Source organism: Flagellimonas sp. MMG031, assembly GCF_040112705.1.
Classification (GTDB): domain Bacteria; phylum Bacteroidota; class Bacteroidia; order Flavobacteriales; family Flavobacteriaceae; genus Flagellimonas.
The window spans coordinates 3,324,627-3,344,644 of sequence record NZ_CP157804.1 but is presented as its reverse complement, the minus strand read 5'-3'; the positions used below and the strand labels follow the sequence as shown (position 1 = coordinate 3,344,644).

Here is a 20,018-nt window from a genome sequence, read left to right as displayed (position 1 = left end):
AAAAAGATACTGAAAAATGAACAAAAAACCGAAGCCTATCGGTGGATGGTCTGGAGCCTGTCCGGACCTACGGATACAATTTTAATGGGTACGTTCAACTGTTGTTCCAAAAAGGCGATGTAGTCGTTCAAATTGGCGGGCAAATCTTCCGATTTTGACATTTTCGTCAAATCCTGCGACCATCCTTTCATTTCCTTGTAGATGGGTGTTACGTATTCCTCCTCAATGTTGTAAGGTAAGTGTTGGATTTCTTCCCCTTTGTATTTGTAGGCGGTACACACTTTAATGGTTTCAAAACCGCTGAGTACATCGGCTTTCATCATCATCAGCTCTGTCACCCCGTTGATTTGTACGGCATATTTGAGTGCGACCAAATCCAACCAGCCACAACGGCGTGGTCTTCCTGTGGTGGCTCCAAATTCGTTGCCCACTTTGGCCATGGTGGCCCCATCTTCATCAAAAAGTTCGGTTGGGAAAGGTCCGCTGCCCACACGCGTAGTGTAAGCCTTGAAGATGCCCAAAACCCGCTTAATATTGTTCGGTGCTACGCCCAGACCGGTACATGCACCTGCGGCCGTAGTATTGGAAGAAGTTACATAAGGATAGGTGCCAAAGTCGATATCCAATAGGGAACCTTGAGCTCCTTCGGCCAAGATTTTTTTTCCTTCGGCCTGTGCTTTGAAGATGTATTCCTCACTATCGATAAAGGTGAGTTTTTTCAGGGTTTCCACTCCTTCGCAGAACTCGGCCTCCAACTCTTCCAAGTTGTATTCAATATCCACATCGTAAAAATCGATCATGGCCTCGTGCTTATTGGCAAGGGCTCGGTATTTGGTCTTCCAATCGTCAAATTCCAAATCCCCAACACGCATTCCGTTTCGGCCTGTTTTGTCCATATAGGTGGGGCCAATTCCCTTTAGGGTAGACCCTATTTTGGCCTTTCCTTTGGAAGCTTCGGAGGCGGCATCCAACAAACGGTGGGTTGGCAGAATCAAATGTGCTTTTCGGGAAATCAGCAATTTGGATTCAATATCGATATTGAACTTTTCCAGATTATCCAGTTCTTTTTTGAAGATGACCGGGTCGATTACCACTCCGTTCCCGACGACATTCATGGCATTTTTATGGAATATTCCTGAGGGGATAGTGTGCAATACGTGTTTTATGCCATCAAATTCCAGCGTATGGCCTGCGTTTGGGCCTCCTTGAAATCTGGCGATAATATCGTATTCCTTGGTCAGTACATCAACAATTTTTCCTTTTCCTTCGTCTCCCCATTGGAGTCCAAGCAATAAATCTACCATGTAATGTTTGGGTTATTCAGTTAGGTTTTTTTCTTTGTTTCGTGTTCCGTAGAAGTATAAAGAGTGATTGTTGATTTTTATATCAAACACCTCTTCGATTGTTTTTTTGATGGATTGGATGCGAGGATCACAAAATTCCACCACCTCGCCAGTGTCCGTAAGGATAACATGATCATGCTGGCGATCAAAATAGGATTTTTCGTATTGCGCCTGATTTTTGCCAAATTGATGTTTACGGACCAGTTTGCTCTCCAATAAAAGCTCGATGGTATTGTACAGTGTAGCTCGACTCACCCTGTAGTTTTTGGTCTTCATTTTAATGTAAAGGGATTCCACATCAAAATGGTCGTCACTATCGTAAATTTCCTGTAAAATGGCGTAGCGTTCAGGGGTCTTGCGGTGTCCTTTTTCCTCAAGATAGGCCGTGAACACGTTTTTTACAATTTCCTGATTTTTATTGTTTCCCATGGCTTTCTACCTATGCTAATGCACAAAGGTACAGTTAAAAATTAAATTCTGGTCACTTTATCGATTCCTTCGACTTGCTTTAAATTGTTCATCAGCCTTTTAAGGATGTTGTTGTTTTTCACGACCAAAGTGATTTTTCCTTTGAATGTACCGCCATCTGCGCTAAAGTTAAGGTTGCGCATATTTACGTGCATGTTTTCCGAAATGATCTTGGTGATGTCCTTTACCAATCCCATATTGTCGATACCGGTAAGTTGTATATCCACCGAAAATTCCTCCTGGGATGAATCTATCCATTTGGCACTGATGATGCGATAGGCGTAGTTGGATTGCAGCGAAATGGCATTGGGACAGTTTTTTTTGTGCACTTTGATCCCATCGTTGACACTTACAAAACCGAATACATCATCCCCGGGAATAGGGTTGCAGCATTGCGCCAATTTATAGTTGAGCCTTTCTTCTTCCTTGCCAAACACGAGCAAGTCGTATTTGGTGGTAATCTCGTTCTTGTCAACATCTTTGGGTACAGGGGTTTTTCGAATCCTGTTTTTAAAGAAATTGATGAACGCATTGTGATAGGAAGAGGCAAAATCCTTCAATTTTTCATTGTCGATAACGCCGATACCCACGCGGTAAAACAGGTCCAAACTGGTCTTTAATTTGAAAAAGGTCACCAATTTGTTGACGGTATCCTCGTTCAAATTGATTTTTTGGGCCTTGAGCTTGCGGCGCAAGATTTCCTTGCCTTCTTCGGCCACCTCTTTCTTCTCTTCGCTCAGGGACGATTTGATCTTGGATCGTGCCCTTGCCGTTTCGGCATAATCCAACCAGCTTTGTGAAGGTTTGGCACTATCGGAAGTGATGATTTCCACTTGGTCCCCACTCCTCAATTTTGTTCCCAGGGGAACCAATTTCCCGTTGACCTTGGCTCCACGGGTCTTCATACCGATTTCTGTATGAATGTTAAAGGCAAAGTCGAGGGCCGTAGACCCTTTGGGCATTGATTTTAGGTCTCCTTTAGGAGTGAATACAAATATTTCCTTTGCGTATAGGTTCAGTTTGAATTCCTCCACAAAATCCACAGCATTGCCATTGGCCGTTTCCAGCGCTTCCTGCAGTTTGTTCAACCATTCCTCTATACCTTGTTCCTTTTGGTTGCCATGCTTGTACTTAAAATGGGCGGCATATCCTTTTTCCGCGATTTCGTGCATACGCTCACTGCGTATCTGAACTTCCACCCATTTCCCCTTGGGCCCCATTACGGTGATGTGGAGCGCCTCGTAGCCCTTGGATTTGGGAGAGGTGATCCAATCGCGCAAACGAATGGGATTGGGGGTAAAGTGGTCCGTAACAATGGAATAGATTTTCCAAGCAAGGAATTTCTCGTTCTTACGATCGGACTTATAGATGATCCGGATGGCAAACTTGTCGTAGACTTCATCAAAAGTGACATTTTGGGCCTTCATTTTCCTTCTGATGGAGAAAATGGACTTCATGCGCCCTTTGATGTAATAGTTGAGTCCCTCCCGGTCCAATGAGGTACGGATCACATTGGAAAAGTCCTCGATATAGGACAGACTCTCTTCTTCCGTGTCCTCAATTTTAGCAAGTATGTCGTGATAGACCTCTGGCTCCGTATATTTTAGGGAGAGATCCTCTAGATGCGTTTTGATGTTGTACAGACCAATACGGTGGGCCAAGGGAGCATAAATGTACAAGGTCTCCGATGCAATTTTAACCTGTTTGTGCTCTGGCATGGAGTCCATGGTGAGCATGTTGTGGTAACGATCTGCAATCTTAATGATGATGACCCGTACATCATCATGAAGGGTCAGCAGCATTTTTCTAAAATTCTCCGCTTGCTGACTGATGTCCTTATCTTTCTTGAGGTGGGCTATTTTGGTGAGTCCGTCAACAATTCGAGCCACTGTTTCCCCGAACATTCGTTCAATATCCGCCAAGGTGTAAGGAGTGTCCTCAACTACATCGTGCAGTAGGGCGGAAGCAATGGATACAGCATCCAGTCCGATTTCTGAAGCAACGATCTTGGCAACGGCAATGGGATGAAAAATATAGGCTTCGCCCGATTTGCGACGCTGGTCCTTATGGGCATCCACGGCCACATCAAAGGCCGACCGAATCAACTTCTTGTCCTCATCCGTCAACGTTTGGTAGCTTATGCGAAGCAATTCTTTGTACTGCTTCGCAATCTCCTTGTTCTCTTTTTCAATAGCAGCCTCTGTCATAGTATATTAAATTTACTACAATCTTATTATCTAAACAACAAAATCTATGCCTTAAGGTTTCGGATGCGCTCTACTAAGGGCGGATGGGAGTAATGCACAAAAACATAAGCGGGGTGGGGCGTGAGGTTGCTCAAGCTCTTTTTGGACAACTTCTTTAAGGAAGATACCAAGGGTTGCGAAGCAAAGGTAGTCTTCGCGAAGTCATCAGCCTGAAATTCAAATTTTCTCGACACATAGTTCATGAGCAATCCCGTAAGTTCCGATATGGGGCTGTACAACAATGCAAACCCTACCAGCGCGGCATGAAAACTAGGAGTAGATACCCCAATGGCCAATGAGATTTCGGGGTGGTTGATGAACAATGATAGAATGTAAAGGGTAAGTCCCGTCGTCAATAAGGAGACAATCAGGTTGACAATGATGTGGTTGCGTTTGTAATGTCCGACTTCGTGCGCCAAAACGGCCACAATTTCATCCTCGCTCAAATCTTGGATCAGGGTATCGAACAAGGTAATGCGTTTTTCTTTTCCGAAACCAGAAAAATAGGCATTCGCTTTAGTGGAGCGCTTGGAACCATCGATAACAAAGATATTTTGAAGCTCAAAACCCACTTTTTGGGCGTAGTTTTCTATGGAACTTTTAAGGCTTCCGTCTTCCAAGGGCGTTTGTTTATTGAACAGGGGCACGATCAATCGACTGTAAAACAAATTGATGAACAGGATGAAAATACCAACGGCTATCCACGCATAGATCCAAAAATAAGGTCCTGTGGATTGATAAAACAACATGAACAATGTCAAAATACCACCTCCAAGAATAACCGTGAGGATGCCTCCTTTTAGTTTATCCGAGAAAAAGGTGGATGGACTGGTTTTGTTGAATCCGTACTGCTCTTCGATCACAAATGTTCGGTAATAGGAAAACGGTAGGCCCAAAAGCGCACTTCCCAGCATAATGATTCCGAAGAAAATCAAGGCCATGGGAATCGGGTCTTCGGTGATGGAACGTGTGAATTGATCTACCCACTCGAAACCTCCAAAAACCAGAAAGCAGATGGTCAAGATAAGGGAAAAACCATCAGAAATTACCCCGAACTTGTAATTGGTCCGTTTATATTGTTGGGATTTTTGATATTCAGATTCATCAAAAACATCGGCCAGTTCAGGAGGTACGGTCGATTTGAAACGCTTGGCGTTCAGGTACTCCAAATACTGGTGAGCCAGATATTGGACCACAAGGATGGCCAGGATGACATAAAAGAGCAAGTTTTTTTCCATAGCTTAAAATCCGCGCTGGCGCTTCGCCTCAAATATAAGTATTGCAGCGGATACCGAAACATTCATGGAGTCTATTTCTCCTTGCATCGGTATAATGATGTTTTGGTCTGAATTTTGAAGCCATTTTTCGGTCAATCCAGTAGCCTCGGTACCCATCACTAGGGCCGAGGCGGCTTTAAAATCACAGTCCACATAATTTTTGGAAGCGGTTAAGGCAGCACAGTAAATTTTGATTTGGTTGGTTTGTAAAAAAGCAATGATCTCGTCCGTGGTTCCTACGCCAATTTGGTTGGTAAACAGACACCCCACACTGGAACGGATAATGTTTGGACTATACAGGTCGGATTTGGGATTTGCAATCAAAACGGCATCTACGGCGGCCGCATCGGCAGTTCGCAGCAGGGCGCCAATATTGCCCGGCTTTTCGGGAGCTTCGGCAACCAACACCAAAGGTGATGTACTGGAAAAGGAAATGTGCTCCAATCCATGATCTTTGGATTCCATGATGCCCAGTAGGCCTTCCGTAGTGGCCCGATGTGCGATTTTGCCGTAAACACTTTCGGAAACCTGTACCATTTCTGGGTGTGATTGGGCAGTAAATGCCCTAATGGAAACGGAACCCATAATTTCTGGACAAAAAAGAAGGGTTTGCAATCGGTAACCTCCTTTTAGGGCCAATTCGATTTCGCGCTGACCTTCCACGACAAAAAGCCCATTCTTTCTGCGTTCGCGGGATTTCTCCTTGAGCAGTAGGATTTTTTTAATCAACGGATTTTGGGCACTACTGATTACTTTGGCTTCCATAGGCATGGTAAAAATAGCCATTCCTGTAATTATTGAAAGGGGTTTTCGACCAAGTGTTAAAACCTAGACCATGAACAAATTAACTGTTTTTTTGTTTTTGTTGGGCCTTGTTGCCTGCAAACAAGAGGCTAAAAATGAAACAAACGAAGCTCCGGTAAACGAGGTTCAGGAGAGCATGAAAAGTGAAACTGTTTATCCCGATGCACTCGCAAAGGTGTTTGAGGCCCATGGTGGCTTGACACAGTGGAAAGTACAACGAACCCTATCTTACGTGATTCCCAAGCCAAATATGCCCGAAACCCATACCATTGACCTTTGGTCCAGAAAGGACAGGATCGATACCGAACAATTTTCAATGGGTTTTGATGGGGAGCAGGCTTGGCTCATGAATGGTAGTGGTAAGTACGAAGGTGATGTAGGCTTTTATCATAATTTGATGTTCTACTTTTATGCCATGCCCTTTGTGTTGGCCGATGATGGCATTGTCTATTCCGCCACGCCCGATTTGGAATATGAAGGAAAGAAATACCCTGGAATCCAAATAGCCTATGAATCTGGAGTAGGGGCATCGTCCAAGGACGAATATTTTATTCATTTTGATCCAGACACCCATCAAATGGCTTGGTTGGGGTACACGGTGACGTACCGATCCGGAGAAAGCTCCGACAATGTGAAGTGGATCAATTATGGTGATTGGCAAGAGGTGAATGGCTTGATGCTACCAAAGACCATTACTTGGCACAAGTACGAGGGAAGATCTATATTGGAACCTGTTAATTCCGTGACCTTTGAGGAGGTTACACTTGATGGTAAATCAAAACCTGATGCGTTTTATGTCAAACCTGAAGCAGGGGAGTATGTAACCATCCAGATGAATTAATAGGGAACATGAAAAACAAAAAAAAAGGCGCTCCAGTGAGCGCCTTTTCTATTTTCGAGACCTATTGGCCCTCCTGTTGTCTTTCATATTTGCCCATGTACCGTTTCCAAAGTTCGGTCTGGTGGGTTTCCAACGAAATGTCCCTGCCATCAATATAGGCCTTGGAGAGTTTGTTGGTGCGCATGTCCAAAGCATCTCCTTCGGAGATGAACAAAGTGGCGCTTTTCCCTTCTTCCAAGGTTCCGTACATATCGTCAATACCCAAAATTTTTGCGGTATTGCCCGTGATCAATTGTAAAGCGGTTTCTTTGTCCAATCCCTGTGCCACGGTCTGTCCTGCGTAAAATGCCATGTTTCGGGTTTGGAAATTGGCCATATCCTCATTCTGAATGGCCACCAATAATCCGGCATCCACCAATAACTTGGGCAATTTATAGGTCAAATCGTAATCATCATCATCAAACTCGGGCAAAGAGTGGGTTACATTAACCAAAACTGGAATGTTGTGTTCCTTTAGGAATCCAGCGATTTTATTGGCGCGGTAACCTCCCACGATGACCACATTTTTCACGCCCATGTTCTTGGCTAGCGTAACGGCATCGGTCATTTCCTTTTCGCCATCGGCATGGATAAAGAGACGTTGGGACCCATCAAAAAGTCCTTGCATGGCCGCGAAGGGCAAATTTTTATCACCCGCTCCGGTTTTTCCGTAGGCGATGGAATTCTGGAAAAACATTTTGATATCATCCATTTCCTTGGCATACTCTTTATTAGGAATAAAGCCTCTTTCCTCGCCGGCCCACCAACGACCCCTTCTAAAGAAATTGGGCCAGTTCATGTGAATACCATCGTCAGTTTTCAGGGCTGCATCCTCCCAGTTCCATGCATCAAACTGTACAATGCTGGAGGTTCCGGAGATGGTGCCACCCTGAGGAGTGATTTGTCCTATGAGAACACCATTGGGACGCATACTTTCCACTACTTTCGATTCTGCATTGTAAGCAATCAAACTACGAACATGGGGAATCATTTCCCCGATTTCGTCCTGATCGTCACTAGCTCTCACCGCGTCAACCTCTACCAATCCCAATGATTTGGAGGGTGCTATAAATCCTGGATACACGTGTTTGCCTTCGGCATTGATCGTGGTGCCTTTTGTGGGCGCCGTTAAACCGGCACCGATGGCGGTAATCTTTCCATCATTAAAAATGATGGTACAATTCTCTATGACCTCTCCGTTACCAATATGGGCCGTTGCACCAATAATGGCAACTTGCTCGGATTGAGGTGGGGCAGGGGTCTGCTGTGCGTTCAATGTGACCCCAAAAACTAATGTTATGATTAAGATTATTTTTTTCATGTCTTACTTTTTAAAGGGTGTCACATTCAAATCGTTCTTTCTTGCTCTGAACGGGGGTTCGGGAGTCACCTCCCTTTTTGTTCTCGTTCAGCATCATGCCAATCAGCTTGTTACGCTCTTTTTTCACCGACTCCCTCATCATTTTATCTTTTTCCAAGTCAAAATAAACCGTTCCTTCCACCAAAGTTTTTTCGGCTTTGGCGTAAATCGATAACGGATGGTCCGTCCAAAGTACCACATCGGCATCCTTGCCTTCTTCGATGCTGCCTACGCGGTCATCCAAATGCAACAACTTGGCTGGGTTCAAAGTGACTGTTTTCCAAGCTTCAATTTCTGACATACCACCATATTTTACCGTTTTGGCGGCTTCTTGGTTCAACCTTCTCGACATCTCGGCGTCATCACTGTTGATGGCCACAGTCACCCCTTGACTTGTCATGATGGCTGCGTTGTATGGAATGGCGTCGTTTACCTCGTATTTGTAAGCCCACCAGTCGCTAAAGGTTCCCCCTCCAACACCGTGTTCGGCCATTTTATCGGCTACTTTGTAGCCTTCCAAGATGTGGGTGAACGTGTTGACGCGGAAGCCAAATTTTTCAGCCACCTTCATCATCATGTTGATTTCACTTTGTACGTAGGAGTGGCAAGAAATGAAGCGTTCCCCATTCAAAATTTCCGCCAAGGTTTCCATTTCCTCATCGTAGCGGTAGGGTTGTCCACTCTTTTTCAACTCATCGTATTCTTTGGCACGTTGGAAGTAATCCGTGTAGACTTGCTCCACACCCATTCTGGTCTGTGGGAAACGGGAATAACTGCCCCAGTTGGATTGTTTTACGTTCTCGCCCAAAGCAAACTTGATGAACTTGGGTGAGTTTTCAAAAATCAATCCTTCAGCATTTTCGCCCCACTTAAATCGTAAAATGGCTGATTGTCCTCCTATTGGGTTGGCGGAGCCATGCAATAATTGAGCTGTGGTCACACCACCGGCCAAGTTGCGGTAAATGTCCATGTCCTTAGGGTCTACCACATCCTCCATATGCACTTCGGCGGATGAGTTTTGACCTCCCTCGTTGATGGAAAGGGCCGCAATATGGGTGTGTTCGTCAATGATACCTGCGGTAAGGTGCTTGCCTGTCGCATCCACAACGGTAGCGCCACCAGCACGAAGGTCTTTGCCTACTTTGGCAATCTTTCCTTTTTTGATGAGGACATCCGTATTTTCCAAAATGCTTTCACCGGTCCACACCGTAGCGTTCTTGAAGAGCATATCCTCTTGCTTTGGCTTGGTCTTGTATCCATAGCCCACATTCGGATAGGTCAGTGCGATAAGTTCTGGCTTTTCGGCCTGCTTTTCATCTTTGGCTTTCTCCTCGAACCCAGCGGTCTGAGTCAAAATTGCCGATGTTTCATCGCCATTGGGGAGCACTACATTTCCTTTAATGGTCTTAGTGTTTGGCATTACTTGAGCCACCATTCGGTAAGAACCCACATTGTCCTCGCTAAAGGAAATGTTCAGCCAATCAGCAGAATAATCTATCTTGGAATCTACGGTTGTATCTCCTTTTTTGATTTCTGCCTTTGGCTTACTGGCCTCTCCGGTCAAGGAAACTTTGTAGGTGGTGCCGTTGACAGCAAGGTCATAATCACCGCGAATGTCGATAACGTCCATGCTTTCTATAATATTTTTGGTGCCCTGTACCCAGTTTTCGTAGAGGGTGGTTCCTTTGTCAAATAGGTCACCTGAAGTAATCAAGAAGTTGGCTTGGCTTCCTGCTTGAAGGGTGCCTATTTCGTTCGATTTCCCTAAAATTTGTGCGGGAACAGTCGTCAAGGCTTCCAAAGCTTTGGTTTTGGAAAGTCCGTAAGTAATGGCCTTCATGATTTTTTCTTTCAAATCCTTTGGTGATTTCAGGCCATGAAGGGTTATGGAGAACTCCACACCATTGTCTGCCAACACTTTTGGGTTTGAAGGCGCTAAGTTCCAATGTCTCATGTCTTTCAAAGCAATGTATTTTGCTTCGTAAGGGTTGGATACATCAAAGGCATCCGGGAAATTGAGCGGCAAGATCAGTTTGGCATTGGTTGCCTTAATGTCATCGATGCGCTCATATTCATCGCCTCCGGCCAAAATGGTATACTGAATCCCGAAAAGGTCGCCGATTTTATCGGCTCGCAACACATTGCCATTGTCACCAGCGGCATAAATTTGGGTGAGGCCTTGGTTGGCGATCAATGCTTCCAAGGAACGGTCCTTGGTATCCACATTGCCTTTGCTGTACCAGTCCATGTCGTAATACACCTGGCGCATCAAGGCCATGGCACCCATTAGGGAACTTGGGTAGGACTGACGTGAGGCCCTACTTTTTTCAAAAGAGAAATATTGTGCCGACCTATCGGAAAGTATGCGTTGTGCTTCGGAAGCTTCATCGTTCAAGGCAACCAGTAGTCCGGTTCCTCTGGCGATACCGTCCTCGATATGGGCATTGATAGCGCCAAATCCTGCATTTCTGAGCTCTTTGGCCGCTTTGGCATCATACGAAAAGTTGTTAATGGCATCATTCTCTGGCATAATATGGTCGTTCCAATAAAAGCCCTCTCTCGATGGTTCATATTGTGCAGACCTGCCGCCTCCTCTGGCCTCTTCGGGAAGTTTTACCCCAAAGCCGGAGTAGATATCGATAAATGATGGGTAGATGGATTTTCCGCTAAGGTCCTCCACGACCGCATTCTTGGGAATGTTCACGGATTTCCCCACTTGTACCACTTTGCCATTTTGAATGAGCAGCGTACCCTTGTCGATGACCTGGGTAGGGGTTACATAGATCTTGGCATTGGTGAATGCCATGTAATTGTTGTTTTTCTTTGCTTTGACACCGTCGTTTATTGGAAAGTAATCCTGTGCCAACAAAGAAACACTGCCCATGAAGAAAAGCAGCGCTAAAAGTTTAAGTTTCATAGGGTTTAAATTGAATTAGTCGCTCTAAATATAACCTAACTTAGAGGACTCTACAAGTTTGAAAGGTGACCCATCTGCTGTTTTCGGTGGTTGATCATGAGTCCTACGACGCCATTGTAACTTTTGATGCCTTCTTTTTGGTTGTTCACCTTTAAAAATGTGTTGAACACGGATTTAAAGACAGGTTCCATTGGATTCTCATATTTTTCCCAAAAATCGCGTAATTCATTAAAATTTTCTTTGACCCCCATGTTGATGGTGGCCACTATTTCATTGTACCGCTCCTCATCTTTGTAAAATAGGTCCGTTAAGCAATACCCCAAGGCATGGTTGTAGGCGGAATATTTAAAATATGAATCGTCACTTTCCGAAGCCACCAAAAAACCGATAAAATTGGTTGCTCCTTCCGCAGAGTAACCCAATTGGTGTCCCACTTCGTGACAACTCACCGTGGGTAATCTGAACTTGGGCGTAATTCCGTTCACTTGGGCTTCGTTCGTAAAGGGGTTGAGGTATCCCCCATAGCCCATAAAAGTTAGGGGGACGCTATAAATGGATGATTTTAAGCTGTGATACTCAAACCCGAAATCTGGGTATTGCTTTGCAAAGTTATCGTAGGCCTCTTCCGTTTTGGTAAATATTTCCGATTTGGAATAGGGGATATGTACTGGCGAAATGGTATCTCCAGTAATTTCATGTTGATATTGATTGGTTTGGGTTACGATATACCGAGTAAACTCCACCAGCTCGTCAACCGTATATTCCCGCTCTATCCCAAGTTTCCAAGTGATGGGTTGTCTATGATAGTTCATGCCCCAAAGTAGGTGGAATGCAAAAAACACAAGGGAAAGCACTACGACAATATCCTTTAAGAAAAGTAGCGGCTTCTTTGTGATGTTTTTCCAGTTTTTATAAACAAACCGGATGGCCAAGATACCAAGCGCGGTATAGATGATATCCCCAATCGAAAACGGAATCCAACCAAATACAATTCTCAAAAAGCTTGAAATGTAAAGGTAAAGCCCATTACTATAATAATCTTCCACAAATTGGGGATTACTCCCTATCCATTGGACCAATACGACTTGAATCGGGAGTGCGATGGCAATGATGGTCTTGGTTTTTTGTCGCATGGAACAAGAAAGGCAAATTTGTTAGGGCAATAAAAAAGCCGCACGAAAAGTACGGCTTTTTGTGTGATGTTGTAGTATCGTTATTCTTGGATTCCAACAATTTCTACGTCAAAAACCAAGGTAGAACCTCCTGGAATGGGGCCGTAGTCGTTTTCTCCATATCCCAAATGTGGGGGAATGAACAAGCGTACTTTGTCTCCGACCTTCATGGTCAACAGCCCTTCGCGGAAACCAGCGGCTAGCTGTGCATCTGGGCTGTAGGACATGGGGAATGGTCGGTAACCGCCCTGATCTCTTCTACCCGGATTCAATTGATTGAATTTTTCCGCAACCTCTTGAATGTTACTATCGAACAGCTCACCATTGAACAACCAACCGGCGTAGTTTACCATTACCATTTGTCCCACTTTGGGCTCTTCGCCTTCACCTTCCTTCAAACTTAGAATGCGAAGTCCGCTTGAAGTTTCTTCTGCCTCGTTGATTTGTTCGTTGAACTGAGCTACCAAATCTTCCTTCATTTTTTTGAAGGCTTCCTCTTCGGCCTTGGCCTCCTCAAAGTAGTCGCTCATGATTTTAACGGCATCAAATTGTCTTGCCTCTTTGCCGTTGCGAACAATTTCCACGTGGTTCATTACCACATCGGTGGCGGGCTTGTCGCGCTGACCGGTTTTTACATTGGCAATGGAATCGACCACATCCATTCCTGCTACCACTTCCCCGAAAACGGTGTGCTTGCCATCCAACCACGGGGTAGCTTTATGGGTGATAAAGAATTGGCTGCTGTTGGTTTTAGGACCTCTGTTGGCCATGGATAGGATTCCTTTTTTGGAGTGGCGCAAGGAATCGTTGAATTCATCCTTAAACGTATAGCCAATATTACCACTACCTGAACCTGTTGGGTCACCACCTTGAATCATAAAATCTTTGATGACACGGTGGAAAATAATACCGTCATAGAATTTCTTATCCTTGTATTCATCGCTTACAAAAGGATTCTTGCCCTCGGCCAAGGATACAAAATTGGCAACGGTCACCGGGGTTTTTTTGTATTCCAATTGAATGATGATGTCCCCTTTGGTCGTCTGGATGTCGGCAAAAATACCGTCGCCCAAATCGGCATATTTGCTCGATTTGCATCCTATGATCACCAGGAGAAATAAGGGTATGATGTAAAATAGTTTTTTCATTTGTTATGGTTTTAGTTTAAACTGTCGTTATCTATGATTATGGTATGTAATTCTACGGATGATTTTAAAGGTGTTTTGGGGCCGATGGCCTTGTTGTCCCCTTGATAGCCGTAGGCGAGGGGAGAGGGGAACAAAAATGTGGCTTTTTCATTGATTTTAAGCAGTTTCACCGCATTTTGAAGCCCCGGGAACAATTGCTGCTTGTCGATTACATGGGATTTCGGTCCGATTTCCTCAGCCGTGTAGATGGTATCGTTGCCCAAGGTCATCAAATTATAGGAAAACAAGATTTGGTCGCCTGTTTTTAATTGATAAGTGGCCGTATCATTTTTGATTTCATAAAAATACCAAAAGCCATTGGAACTGGAAAGGTATTCGTGTACGGTATCCTGCTCCATAATGTTGCTGATGGCCTTTTCTTCTTCGGCCAACAACTTTTTGGTGCGTTCTATGGACTCCTTGAAAAAACTGCCCGATTTGACTTCTACGGGTCTTCTTGGCTCCGGTCCTCCACAGCCTATCACTAATACCATCAACAGCAACGCGATACAATACCTCATGGATTCAATTTGTTTTTATAGGATTTCAAGATTTCATTGAAACGGGCTATGGTCTCTTCCATGCCAAGCTCACTTCGTCCGCCAGCGGCATTGTTGTGTCCGCCCCCGTTAAAGTGCGCACGGGCAAATTCGTTCACGGAAAAATCACCAACCGAGCGCAACGAGATCTTGATAATGCCTTCTTCACGATGTTCAATAAAAATCAACGCGAAAATAATGCCCTCCAAAGTTAGTCCATAATTTACGAATCCTTCGGTATCCCCTTTTTTAAAGTCATTATGGTCCAGCTCATCCTGTGTCAGGGTGATGTATGCCGTCCGGTATTCGGGCAAAATAACCATATTGCTCAGTGCAACGCCCAACAAATGCAATCGGGATGGAGAGTTGGTATCAAAAACCTCCCGGTGGATTTCCATGTTGTCCGCTCCCTTGTCAATCAGTTCAGCTACAACGCGGTGTGTTTTGCTGGAGGTGGAACGATATTTAAAAGACCCTGTGTCCGTCATAATGCCCGTATATAAATTGGTGGCGATATCGGCATCAATTTGGTCCGTTTCCCCCAAAAAATTGATAAAGTTGTACACCATCTCGCAGGTAGAGCTCATGGTTACATCGGAATAGGTCACCTTTGCATAGTCGCTGGGTTGCTGGTGATGGTCGATCATAATAAAATCGGCCTTGGCTTCTTGCAGTATGCTTTCCATCTGTCCTACGCGGGACAAATCGTTAAAATCCAATGTAAAAATTACAGTCGCCGTATCAATCACTTCCTTTGCCTTTGGATTTTCCCGCTCAAAATTGATAACGGAATCGTTGCCGGGCATCCACTTGAGGAATTTAGGGTAATCGTTGGGAGCAATTACCGCCACGGTATGTCCCTTTTTGCTCAAAAAGCCGTGGAGTGCCAAACAAGAGCCCATGGCATCCCCATCGGGGTTTCTGTGAGGGATGATGGCAATCTTTTGGGGCTTGGAAAGAATGGACTTTACTGTAGTGATATCCGCTGAATTCATGCGGCCAAATATACAATAATATAATATAGAGGTAACTTGGTTTATCCGTATTTTTGGTTCGGAAAAAATACATCATGAAACAATTTTACACCTTGCTGGCAGTAGTACTTCTGCTATCCGCCTGCAAACAAAAAACCGAAAAACAAGAAGCGACCCAAGTAAAGCCAGCCCCCGATTTTGTGGTAGCTTTTGGCTCTTGTAACATGTCGCAGGAACCCAACCTGTTTTGGGACGATATTGTGGCACAACAACCCGATGTTTGGATTTGGGGCGGGGATATCGTTTATGCCGATACCGATGACGTGGAACGACTAAGGGCCATTTATGCCATGCAGGATACGGTTGCAGGCTATGCGGAATTGAAAAAGGAAGTGCCGGTTATTGGAACTTGGGACGATCATGATTTTGGAGTGAACGATGGAGGGGCCGATTTTGCCATCAAGGCCGAGAGCCAGCAAGTGTTTTTGGACTTTATGGATGTTCCTACGGACAGTGAACGGAGGAATCAAGAAGGGGTATATGCTTCCCATGAGTACGAGCTGCCTTCTGGAAAAGTGAAAATTATAGTACTGGATACCCGATATTTTAGAAGTGATCTCATCAAAAGTGATGATGCCCAAAGACGTTATGAACCCACCATGGACTCCACAGCCACCATTTTGGGAGCCAAACAATGGCAATGGTTGGAGAATGAACTGAACCAATCTGAAGCCGATTTCAATTTGATTATGTCCAGTATTCAAGTGTTGTCCGGAGAACATGGGTTTGAGACCTGGGGCAACTTTCCCTTGGAGGTTAAAAAACTGGAAAGTCTGATTGCCCAATCAGGGGCTAAGGGTGTGGTGCTCTTATCTGGTGACCGACATATTTCGGAATTCTCCAAAACCGATATTACTGGTCTTTCGTATCCATTGATCGACTTTACCAGCAGTGGACTTACCCATTCTTATTCCAGCTTCAGCGGGGAGCCGAACCAACATCGGGTAGGTGAGGTGGTGTCCGACAAAAGCTATGGAATCATTAACCTCTACATACAGGATAAAGCGGCGGAATTTAAGATGATGGGTGATAACGGAGAGGTGCTGCAAGAGTTAAAACAACGCTATTGAGCCTTGTACCTTGGTCGAAAAAGCGTAAGTTTGCGCAAAATTTAAAAAATGACTGGAAATAGAACATTTACCATGATTAAGCCTGATGCCGTTGAAAACGGGTATATTGGCGCAATTTTGGATAAAATTACGGCTGCTGGATTTAAGATTGTGGCCATGAAGTACACACAGTTGAGCAAGAGGGATGCCGAAATATTCTATGCCATCCACAAAGAGCGTCCGTTTTTTGGTGAATTGGTGGAGTTTATGACCAGAGGTCCCATTGTAGCAGCCATCTTGGAAAAAGACAATGCCGTGGATGATTTCCGTGCACTGATCGGTGCCACCAATCCAGCTGAGGCTGCCGAGGGCACCATCAGAAAATTGTATGCTGCCAGCATTGGTGAAAATGCAGTACACGGTTCCGATAGCGATGAAAACGCAGCTATCGAAGGTGCTTTCCACTTCTCCGGAAGGGAAATCTACTAATCGATACTCAACATATTTTTTAAGAGAGCCACCTATCCGGGTGGCTTTTTTTGGTAGTTATTTAGGAATCCAAATGAGTTAAACCTAGAAAAAAGACATTACTGGCAAGCGGATTCAGTTTGATGAACAATGTTGGATTTCTCGTCGCTTCGCTCGCTCGAAACGACTCAGGGTTCTTATTGTCATTTCGAACGTAAGTGAGAAATCTACATTGTCATCCTGCACGGTAGCTGAGCGTAGTCCAAGCACAACACTGAATTTATATTGAAGATGAGATGCTGAATCGAGTTCAGCATGACGTTTATTTTGTCATTTCGAACGTAGGTGAGAAATCTACATTGTCATTCTGTGCGGTGACTGAGCGTGGTCGAAGCACAACACTAAATCTTTGTTAAGGATGAGATGCTGAATCGGGTTCAGCATGACGTTTTTTTGTCATTTCGAACGTAGGTGAGAAATCTACATTGTCATTCTGTACGGTAGCAGAGCGTAGTCGAAGCACAATACTGAACCTATGTTAAGGGTGAAATGCTGAATCGAGTTCAGCATGACGCATTTTACCGCAACACCAATTTTTTGACCAATTCCTTGCCCAACTCTTCATTGATCATTTTAATGATCTTGGATTTGCCCAAACTCAACTCTTCCCGAAGCACAGAAGACGATAACGACACATATAAGGTTTCATTCTTCAACTCCACACTGGTGGTATAGTTGTTTACCCCGTTCCCCATGAGGCTCGACCAGGCATCACGTGCATTTACCCTGTCCATGCCCTTTTGCAGCTTGTTTTCCTGTATAAACTCGCTCAAAGCTTCGCTCAATGGGATATGTGAACTGTGTCTTTTCGCCATTATTGCGGAATTTTTATGGGTTCAAAACGGTTATATCGGTAGGTCACCCCTTCGTCGTTGACCACAGAAAAAGATAGGGAGTCCAGCTGTACCAATTTTTCTTCCCATTCGCTCAACGGGGTTGAATAACGTAGCAGGATGCTGCCATTGGTGGTGGCGGTAGACAAGCTTTCCACATCTTTTGACGTGTCATAAGTGCCATCAAATTGGGGCTTTAGTTTTTTTCGGAATCCCTTTCCGTTTTCTATTTGAATAAAATCGATAGTAGGATTGATGCCATATTCCTTTGTGGCTCCATTGGGGAATTCTACTTCCGAAATTTCCCAGTATCCATTCAAATAATGCAAATCATCTGGGTTCACGGACGGATTGCCACAACGCCACAACATCAAAATAACCAAAATGAAAAGGATTCTTCGCATGATGCTACAAGGTAAAAATTTTATAACTCTGATGGATGTTCTTGACCACATTTTCGGTACGGTCGGCGTGGGTATCGCTGATAAATATCTGACCAAAGTTTTCATCCTTTACCAATCCTACGATATGGGACACCCGGTTTTCATCCAGTTTGTCAAAAATATCATCCAACAATAAAATGGGAGTGGTGTCCGCCAGTTGCTTGATGAAATGAAACTGAGCGAGTTTTAAGGCAATCAAAAATGATTTTTGCTGGCCTTGGCTGCCAAATTTTTTGATGGGATGACCTGCAATCGTAAAGCTAAGGTCGTCTTTGTGCACCCCCACCGATGTGTATTGAAGGGCACGGTCTTTCTCAATATTTTTTTCCAATAGCTGCAATAGGGAATCATCCGTCAATTGGCTATCATAAGTGAGGTCGATTTGCTCGTCCTTCTCCGAAATGTTGTGGTATTGTTCCTTGAAAATGGGCAAGAAAGCTTCAATAAAAGCTACCCTCTTTTGGTGGATGGCCGTTCCCAAGGTTTGCATTTGCTCATTGTAAATGCTCAAGGTGTCCTTGTCAAACGTTCGATTGGCGGCAAAATATTTGAGCAGGGAATTCCGCTGCGAAACTACCTTGTTGTATTTGATGAGGTTTTGTAGATACACTTTATCCGACTGCGAAATGACCCCGTCCATAAACTTTCTGCGGGTCTCGCTGCCCTCCAAAATCAAGTCACGGTCCGAAGGGGAAATGATGACCAAAGGCAAAAAACCAATGTGTTCGGAAAACTTTTCATAGGGTTTTCCATTGCGTTTGATTACTTTTTTGGTGCCTTTTTTAAAGGAGCACAGTATCTTTTCGGTCCGTCCTTGTTTCTCAAATTCCCCTTCAACCACAAAAAAATCGGTATCGTGTTTTATGTTTTGCGTAGAGACGGGATTAAAGTAGCTCTTGCCAAAGCACAAGTGGTAAATGGAGTCCAAAACATTGGTCTTGCCCACCCCGTTATCGCCCACCAAACAGTTGATTACCGGGTCGAATTCCAAGGTCTTGGAATCGAAATTCTTGTAATTGACTAAGGATAAATGTCTTAAAAACATAAAAACCGTGAGAAACAAATTTGGGGTTAAAAGGTGGCCCATCCAAAACGGGAATCCAAAAATAACGAATAAATTAGCTTTTGGTTTTGGATAAAAACTTTATTTTTGCGCGACCAATTAAATGACGGATGGCAACATACAAGAAGAGAGGCTTTAAGCCAAAAAATAAGGAAGAGGAAGCTCAGCTAGAGGAACACGATAGTACTACGGCCGAAGTATTCAATACGTTGGACGAAAGTGCTTCCAAGACCGAAGCATGGGTTCAAAAGAACCAAAACTACATTTTGGGCGTTATTGGAGTGGTAGCGATCGGTGTTTTGGCCTATTTGGGTTACCATCAATTCATTCAAAATCCGAAAGAGGCTTCCGCTGCAAACGAACTTTTTTATCCGCAACAATATTTTGATCAGGCTTTGGCCAGTGAGACCCAGAGGGACTCGTTGTTCACCTTGGCATTGAACGGTGCACAGGGAAAATATGGTTTCTTGGACATTATGGAGGAGTACAGCGGTACCAAAGCGGCCAACTTGGCCAAGTACTCTGCTGGGATGACCTACCTGAATTTGAAACAGTACGATTTGGCCATTGAGCATTTGGAAAGTTTTTCTTCCGATGACGATATCATGGGAGCCATGGCAAAGGGAGGCATTGGTGATGCATTTTCCCAATTGAACCAGCCCGAGGATGCCTTGGATTACTACGAGAAGGCCATTGCGCATAGCGACAACGAATTTACCGCCCCACGATTCTTGTACAAGGCAGGAGTAGTTGCCTTGGACTTGAACGAAAAAGCAAAGGCATTGGAATTTTTTGAACGGATTAAGGAAGAATATCCAGATTCACAGGAAGCCAATGGTGTTGACGCCCTTATTGGATTGGCGCAAAACTAAAAG

General features: G+C 44.4%; 18 protein-coding genes. 4 read left to right on the top strand and 14 right to left on the bottom strand.

All coding sequences use genetic code 11. The features are described 5' to 3' along the window. Positions 1–35: 35 nt before the first annotated feature. Genes ABNE31_RS15130 through ABNE31_RS15110 form a run of 5 tightly spaced genes read right to left on the bottom strand, consistent with a single transcriptional unit; the run spans position 36 to position 6,120 of the window. A complete protein-coding gene (locus tag ABNE31_RS15130; protein WP_293284609.1) occupies positions 36–1,304 on the bottom strand; it encodes an adenylosuccinate synthase in 1,269 nt (422 codons plus the stop codon). A 12-nt stretch (positions 1,305–1,316) separates the two neighbouring features. Further along, the gene (locus tag ABNE31_RS15125; protein ID WP_179384153.1) at positions 1,317–1,772 is read right to left on the bottom strand and encodes a transcriptional repressor; all 456 of its coding nucleotides are present in this window, start codon (positions 1,770–1,772) and stop codon (positions 1,317–1,319) included. A 41-nt stretch (positions 1,773–1,813) separates the two neighbouring features. After that, a complete protein-coding gene (locus ABNE31_RS15120) occupies positions 1,814–4,018 on the bottom strand; it encodes a RelA/SpoT family protein (RefSeq protein ID WP_349351737.1) in 2,205 nt (734 codons plus the stop codon). 44 nt (positions 4,019–4,062) lie between these two features. Then, on the bottom strand, positions 4,063–5,295 hold the full coding sequence (locus ABNE31_RS15115) for a M48 family metallopeptidase (RefSeq protein WP_349351736.1): 1,233 nt from the start codon (positions 5,293–5,295) through the stop codon (positions 4,063–4,065). Positions 5,296–5,298: 3 nt separating this feature from the next. Continuing rightward, positions 5,299–6,120 (bottom strand): TrmH family RNA methyltransferase, encoded by an 822-nt coding sequence (locus ABNE31_RS15110; protein WP_349351735.1) that lies wholly within the window; start codon positions 6,118–6,120, stop codon positions 5,299–5,301. Between the two features lie 49 nt (positions 6,121–6,169). On the opposite strand from ABNE31_RS15110, the gene ABNE31_RS15105 reads away from it, so the two are divergent. After that, a complete protein-coding gene (locus ABNE31_RS15105; RefSeq protein ID WP_349351734.1) occupies positions 6,170–6,979 on the top strand; it encodes a DUF6503 family protein in 810 nt (269 codons plus the stop codon). A gap of 61 nt (positions 6,980–7,040) precedes the next feature. Here the strand turns inward: ABNE31_RS15105 and ABNE31_RS15100 are convergent, their stop codons facing one another. The 6 genes from ABNE31_RS15100 to ABNE31_RS15075 all read right to left on the bottom strand — a co-directional run bounded on the left by ABNE31_RS15100 (position 7,041) and on the right by ABNE31_RS15075 (position 15,188). Further along, positions 7,041–8,339, bottom strand: a complete 1,299-nt coding sequence (locus tag ABNE31_RS15100) for an amidohydrolase family protein (RefSeq protein WP_349351733.1) — start codon at positions 8,337–8,339, stop codon at positions 7,041–7,043. Positions 8,340–8,349: 10 nt separating this feature from the next. Next, positions 8,350–11,295, bottom strand: coding sequence for an amidohydrolase family protein (locus ABNE31_RS15095; RefSeq protein ID WP_349351732.1), 2,946 nt, complete (start codon positions 11,293–11,295; stop codon positions 8,350–8,352). A 50-nt stretch (positions 11,296–11,345) separates the two neighbouring features. Further along, positions 11,346–12,428, bottom strand: a complete 1,083-nt coding sequence (locus tag ABNE31_RS15090; RefSeq protein WP_349351731.1) for a DUF3810 domain-containing protein — start codon at positions 12,426–12,428, stop codon at positions 11,346–11,348. 80 nt (positions 12,429–12,508) lie between these two features. Further along, complete coding sequence (locus ABNE31_RS15085) at positions 12,509–13,615, bottom strand: peptidylprolyl isomerase (RefSeq protein ID WP_179384145.1); 1,107 nt, start codon at positions 13,613–13,615, stop codon at positions 12,509–12,511. An 11-nt stretch (positions 13,616–13,626) separates the two neighbouring features. After that, on the bottom strand, positions 13,627–14,175 hold the full coding sequence (gldI, locus tag ABNE31_RS15080; RefSeq protein ID WP_349351730.1) for a gliding motility-associated peptidyl-prolyl isomerase GldI: 549 nt from the start codon (positions 14,173–14,175) through the stop codon (positions 13,627–13,629). After that, positions 14,172–15,188 (bottom strand): bifunctional oligoribonuclease/PAP phosphatase NrnA, encoded by a 1,017-nt coding sequence (locus ABNE31_RS15075; RefSeq protein ID WP_349351729.1) that lies wholly within the window; start codon positions 15,186–15,188, stop codon positions 14,172–14,174. Before ABNE31_RS15075 ends, gldI begins: the two co-directional genes overlap by 4 nt. A gap of 74 nt (positions 15,189–15,262) precedes the next feature. Here ABNE31_RS15075 and ABNE31_RS15070 point away from each other — a divergent pair, with 74 nt between their 5' ends. Then, positions 15,263–16,297, top strand: coding sequence for an alkaline phosphatase D family protein (locus tag ABNE31_RS15070; protein WP_349351728.1), 1,035 nt, complete (start codon positions 15,263–15,265; stop codon positions 16,295–16,297). A 48-nt stretch (positions 16,298–16,345) separates the two neighbouring features. Next, complete coding sequence (locus ABNE31_RS15065) at positions 16,346–16,765, top strand: nucleoside-diphosphate kinase (protein WP_179384141.1); 420 nt, start codon at positions 16,346–16,348, stop codon at positions 16,763–16,765. A 557-nt stretch (positions 16,766–17,322) separates the two neighbouring features. Here ABNE31_RS15065 and ABNE31_RS15060 read toward each other — a convergent pair. From ABNE31_RS15060 to ABNE31_RS15050, 3 genes are read right to left on the bottom strand one after another with little or no spacing between them, the layout of a single operon-like run. Then, a complete protein-coding gene (locus ABNE31_RS15060) occupies positions 17,323–17,619 on the bottom strand; it encodes a DUF721 domain-containing protein (RefSeq protein ID WP_293284633.1) in 297 nt (98 codons plus the stop codon). Next, positions 17,619–18,041, bottom strand: coding sequence for a hypothetical protein (locus tag ABNE31_RS15055; RefSeq protein ID WP_349351727.1), 423 nt, complete (start codon positions 18,039–18,041; stop codon positions 17,619–17,621). Before ABNE31_RS15055 ends, ABNE31_RS15060 begins: the two co-directional genes overlap by 1 nt. Before the next feature lie 4 nt (positions 18,042–18,045). Continuing rightward, positions 18,046–19,125 carry a DNA replication/repair protein RecF gene (locus ABNE31_RS15050; RefSeq protein ID WP_349351726.1) on the bottom strand — a complete coding sequence of 360 codons (1,080 nt, stop codon included), beginning with the start codon at positions 19,123–19,125 and terminating at the stop codon, positions 18,046–18,048. Between the two features lie 128 nt (positions 19,126–19,253). Here ABNE31_RS15050 and ABNE31_RS15045 point away from each other — a divergent pair, with 128 nt between their 5' ends. Next, the gene (locus ABNE31_RS15045; protein ID WP_293284639.1) at positions 19,254–20,015 is read left to right on the top strand and encodes a tetratricopeptide repeat protein; all 762 of its coding nucleotides are present in this window, start codon (positions 19,254–19,256) and stop codon (positions 20,013–20,015) included. The last annotated feature ends 3 nt before the right edge of the window (positions 20,016–20,018 follow it).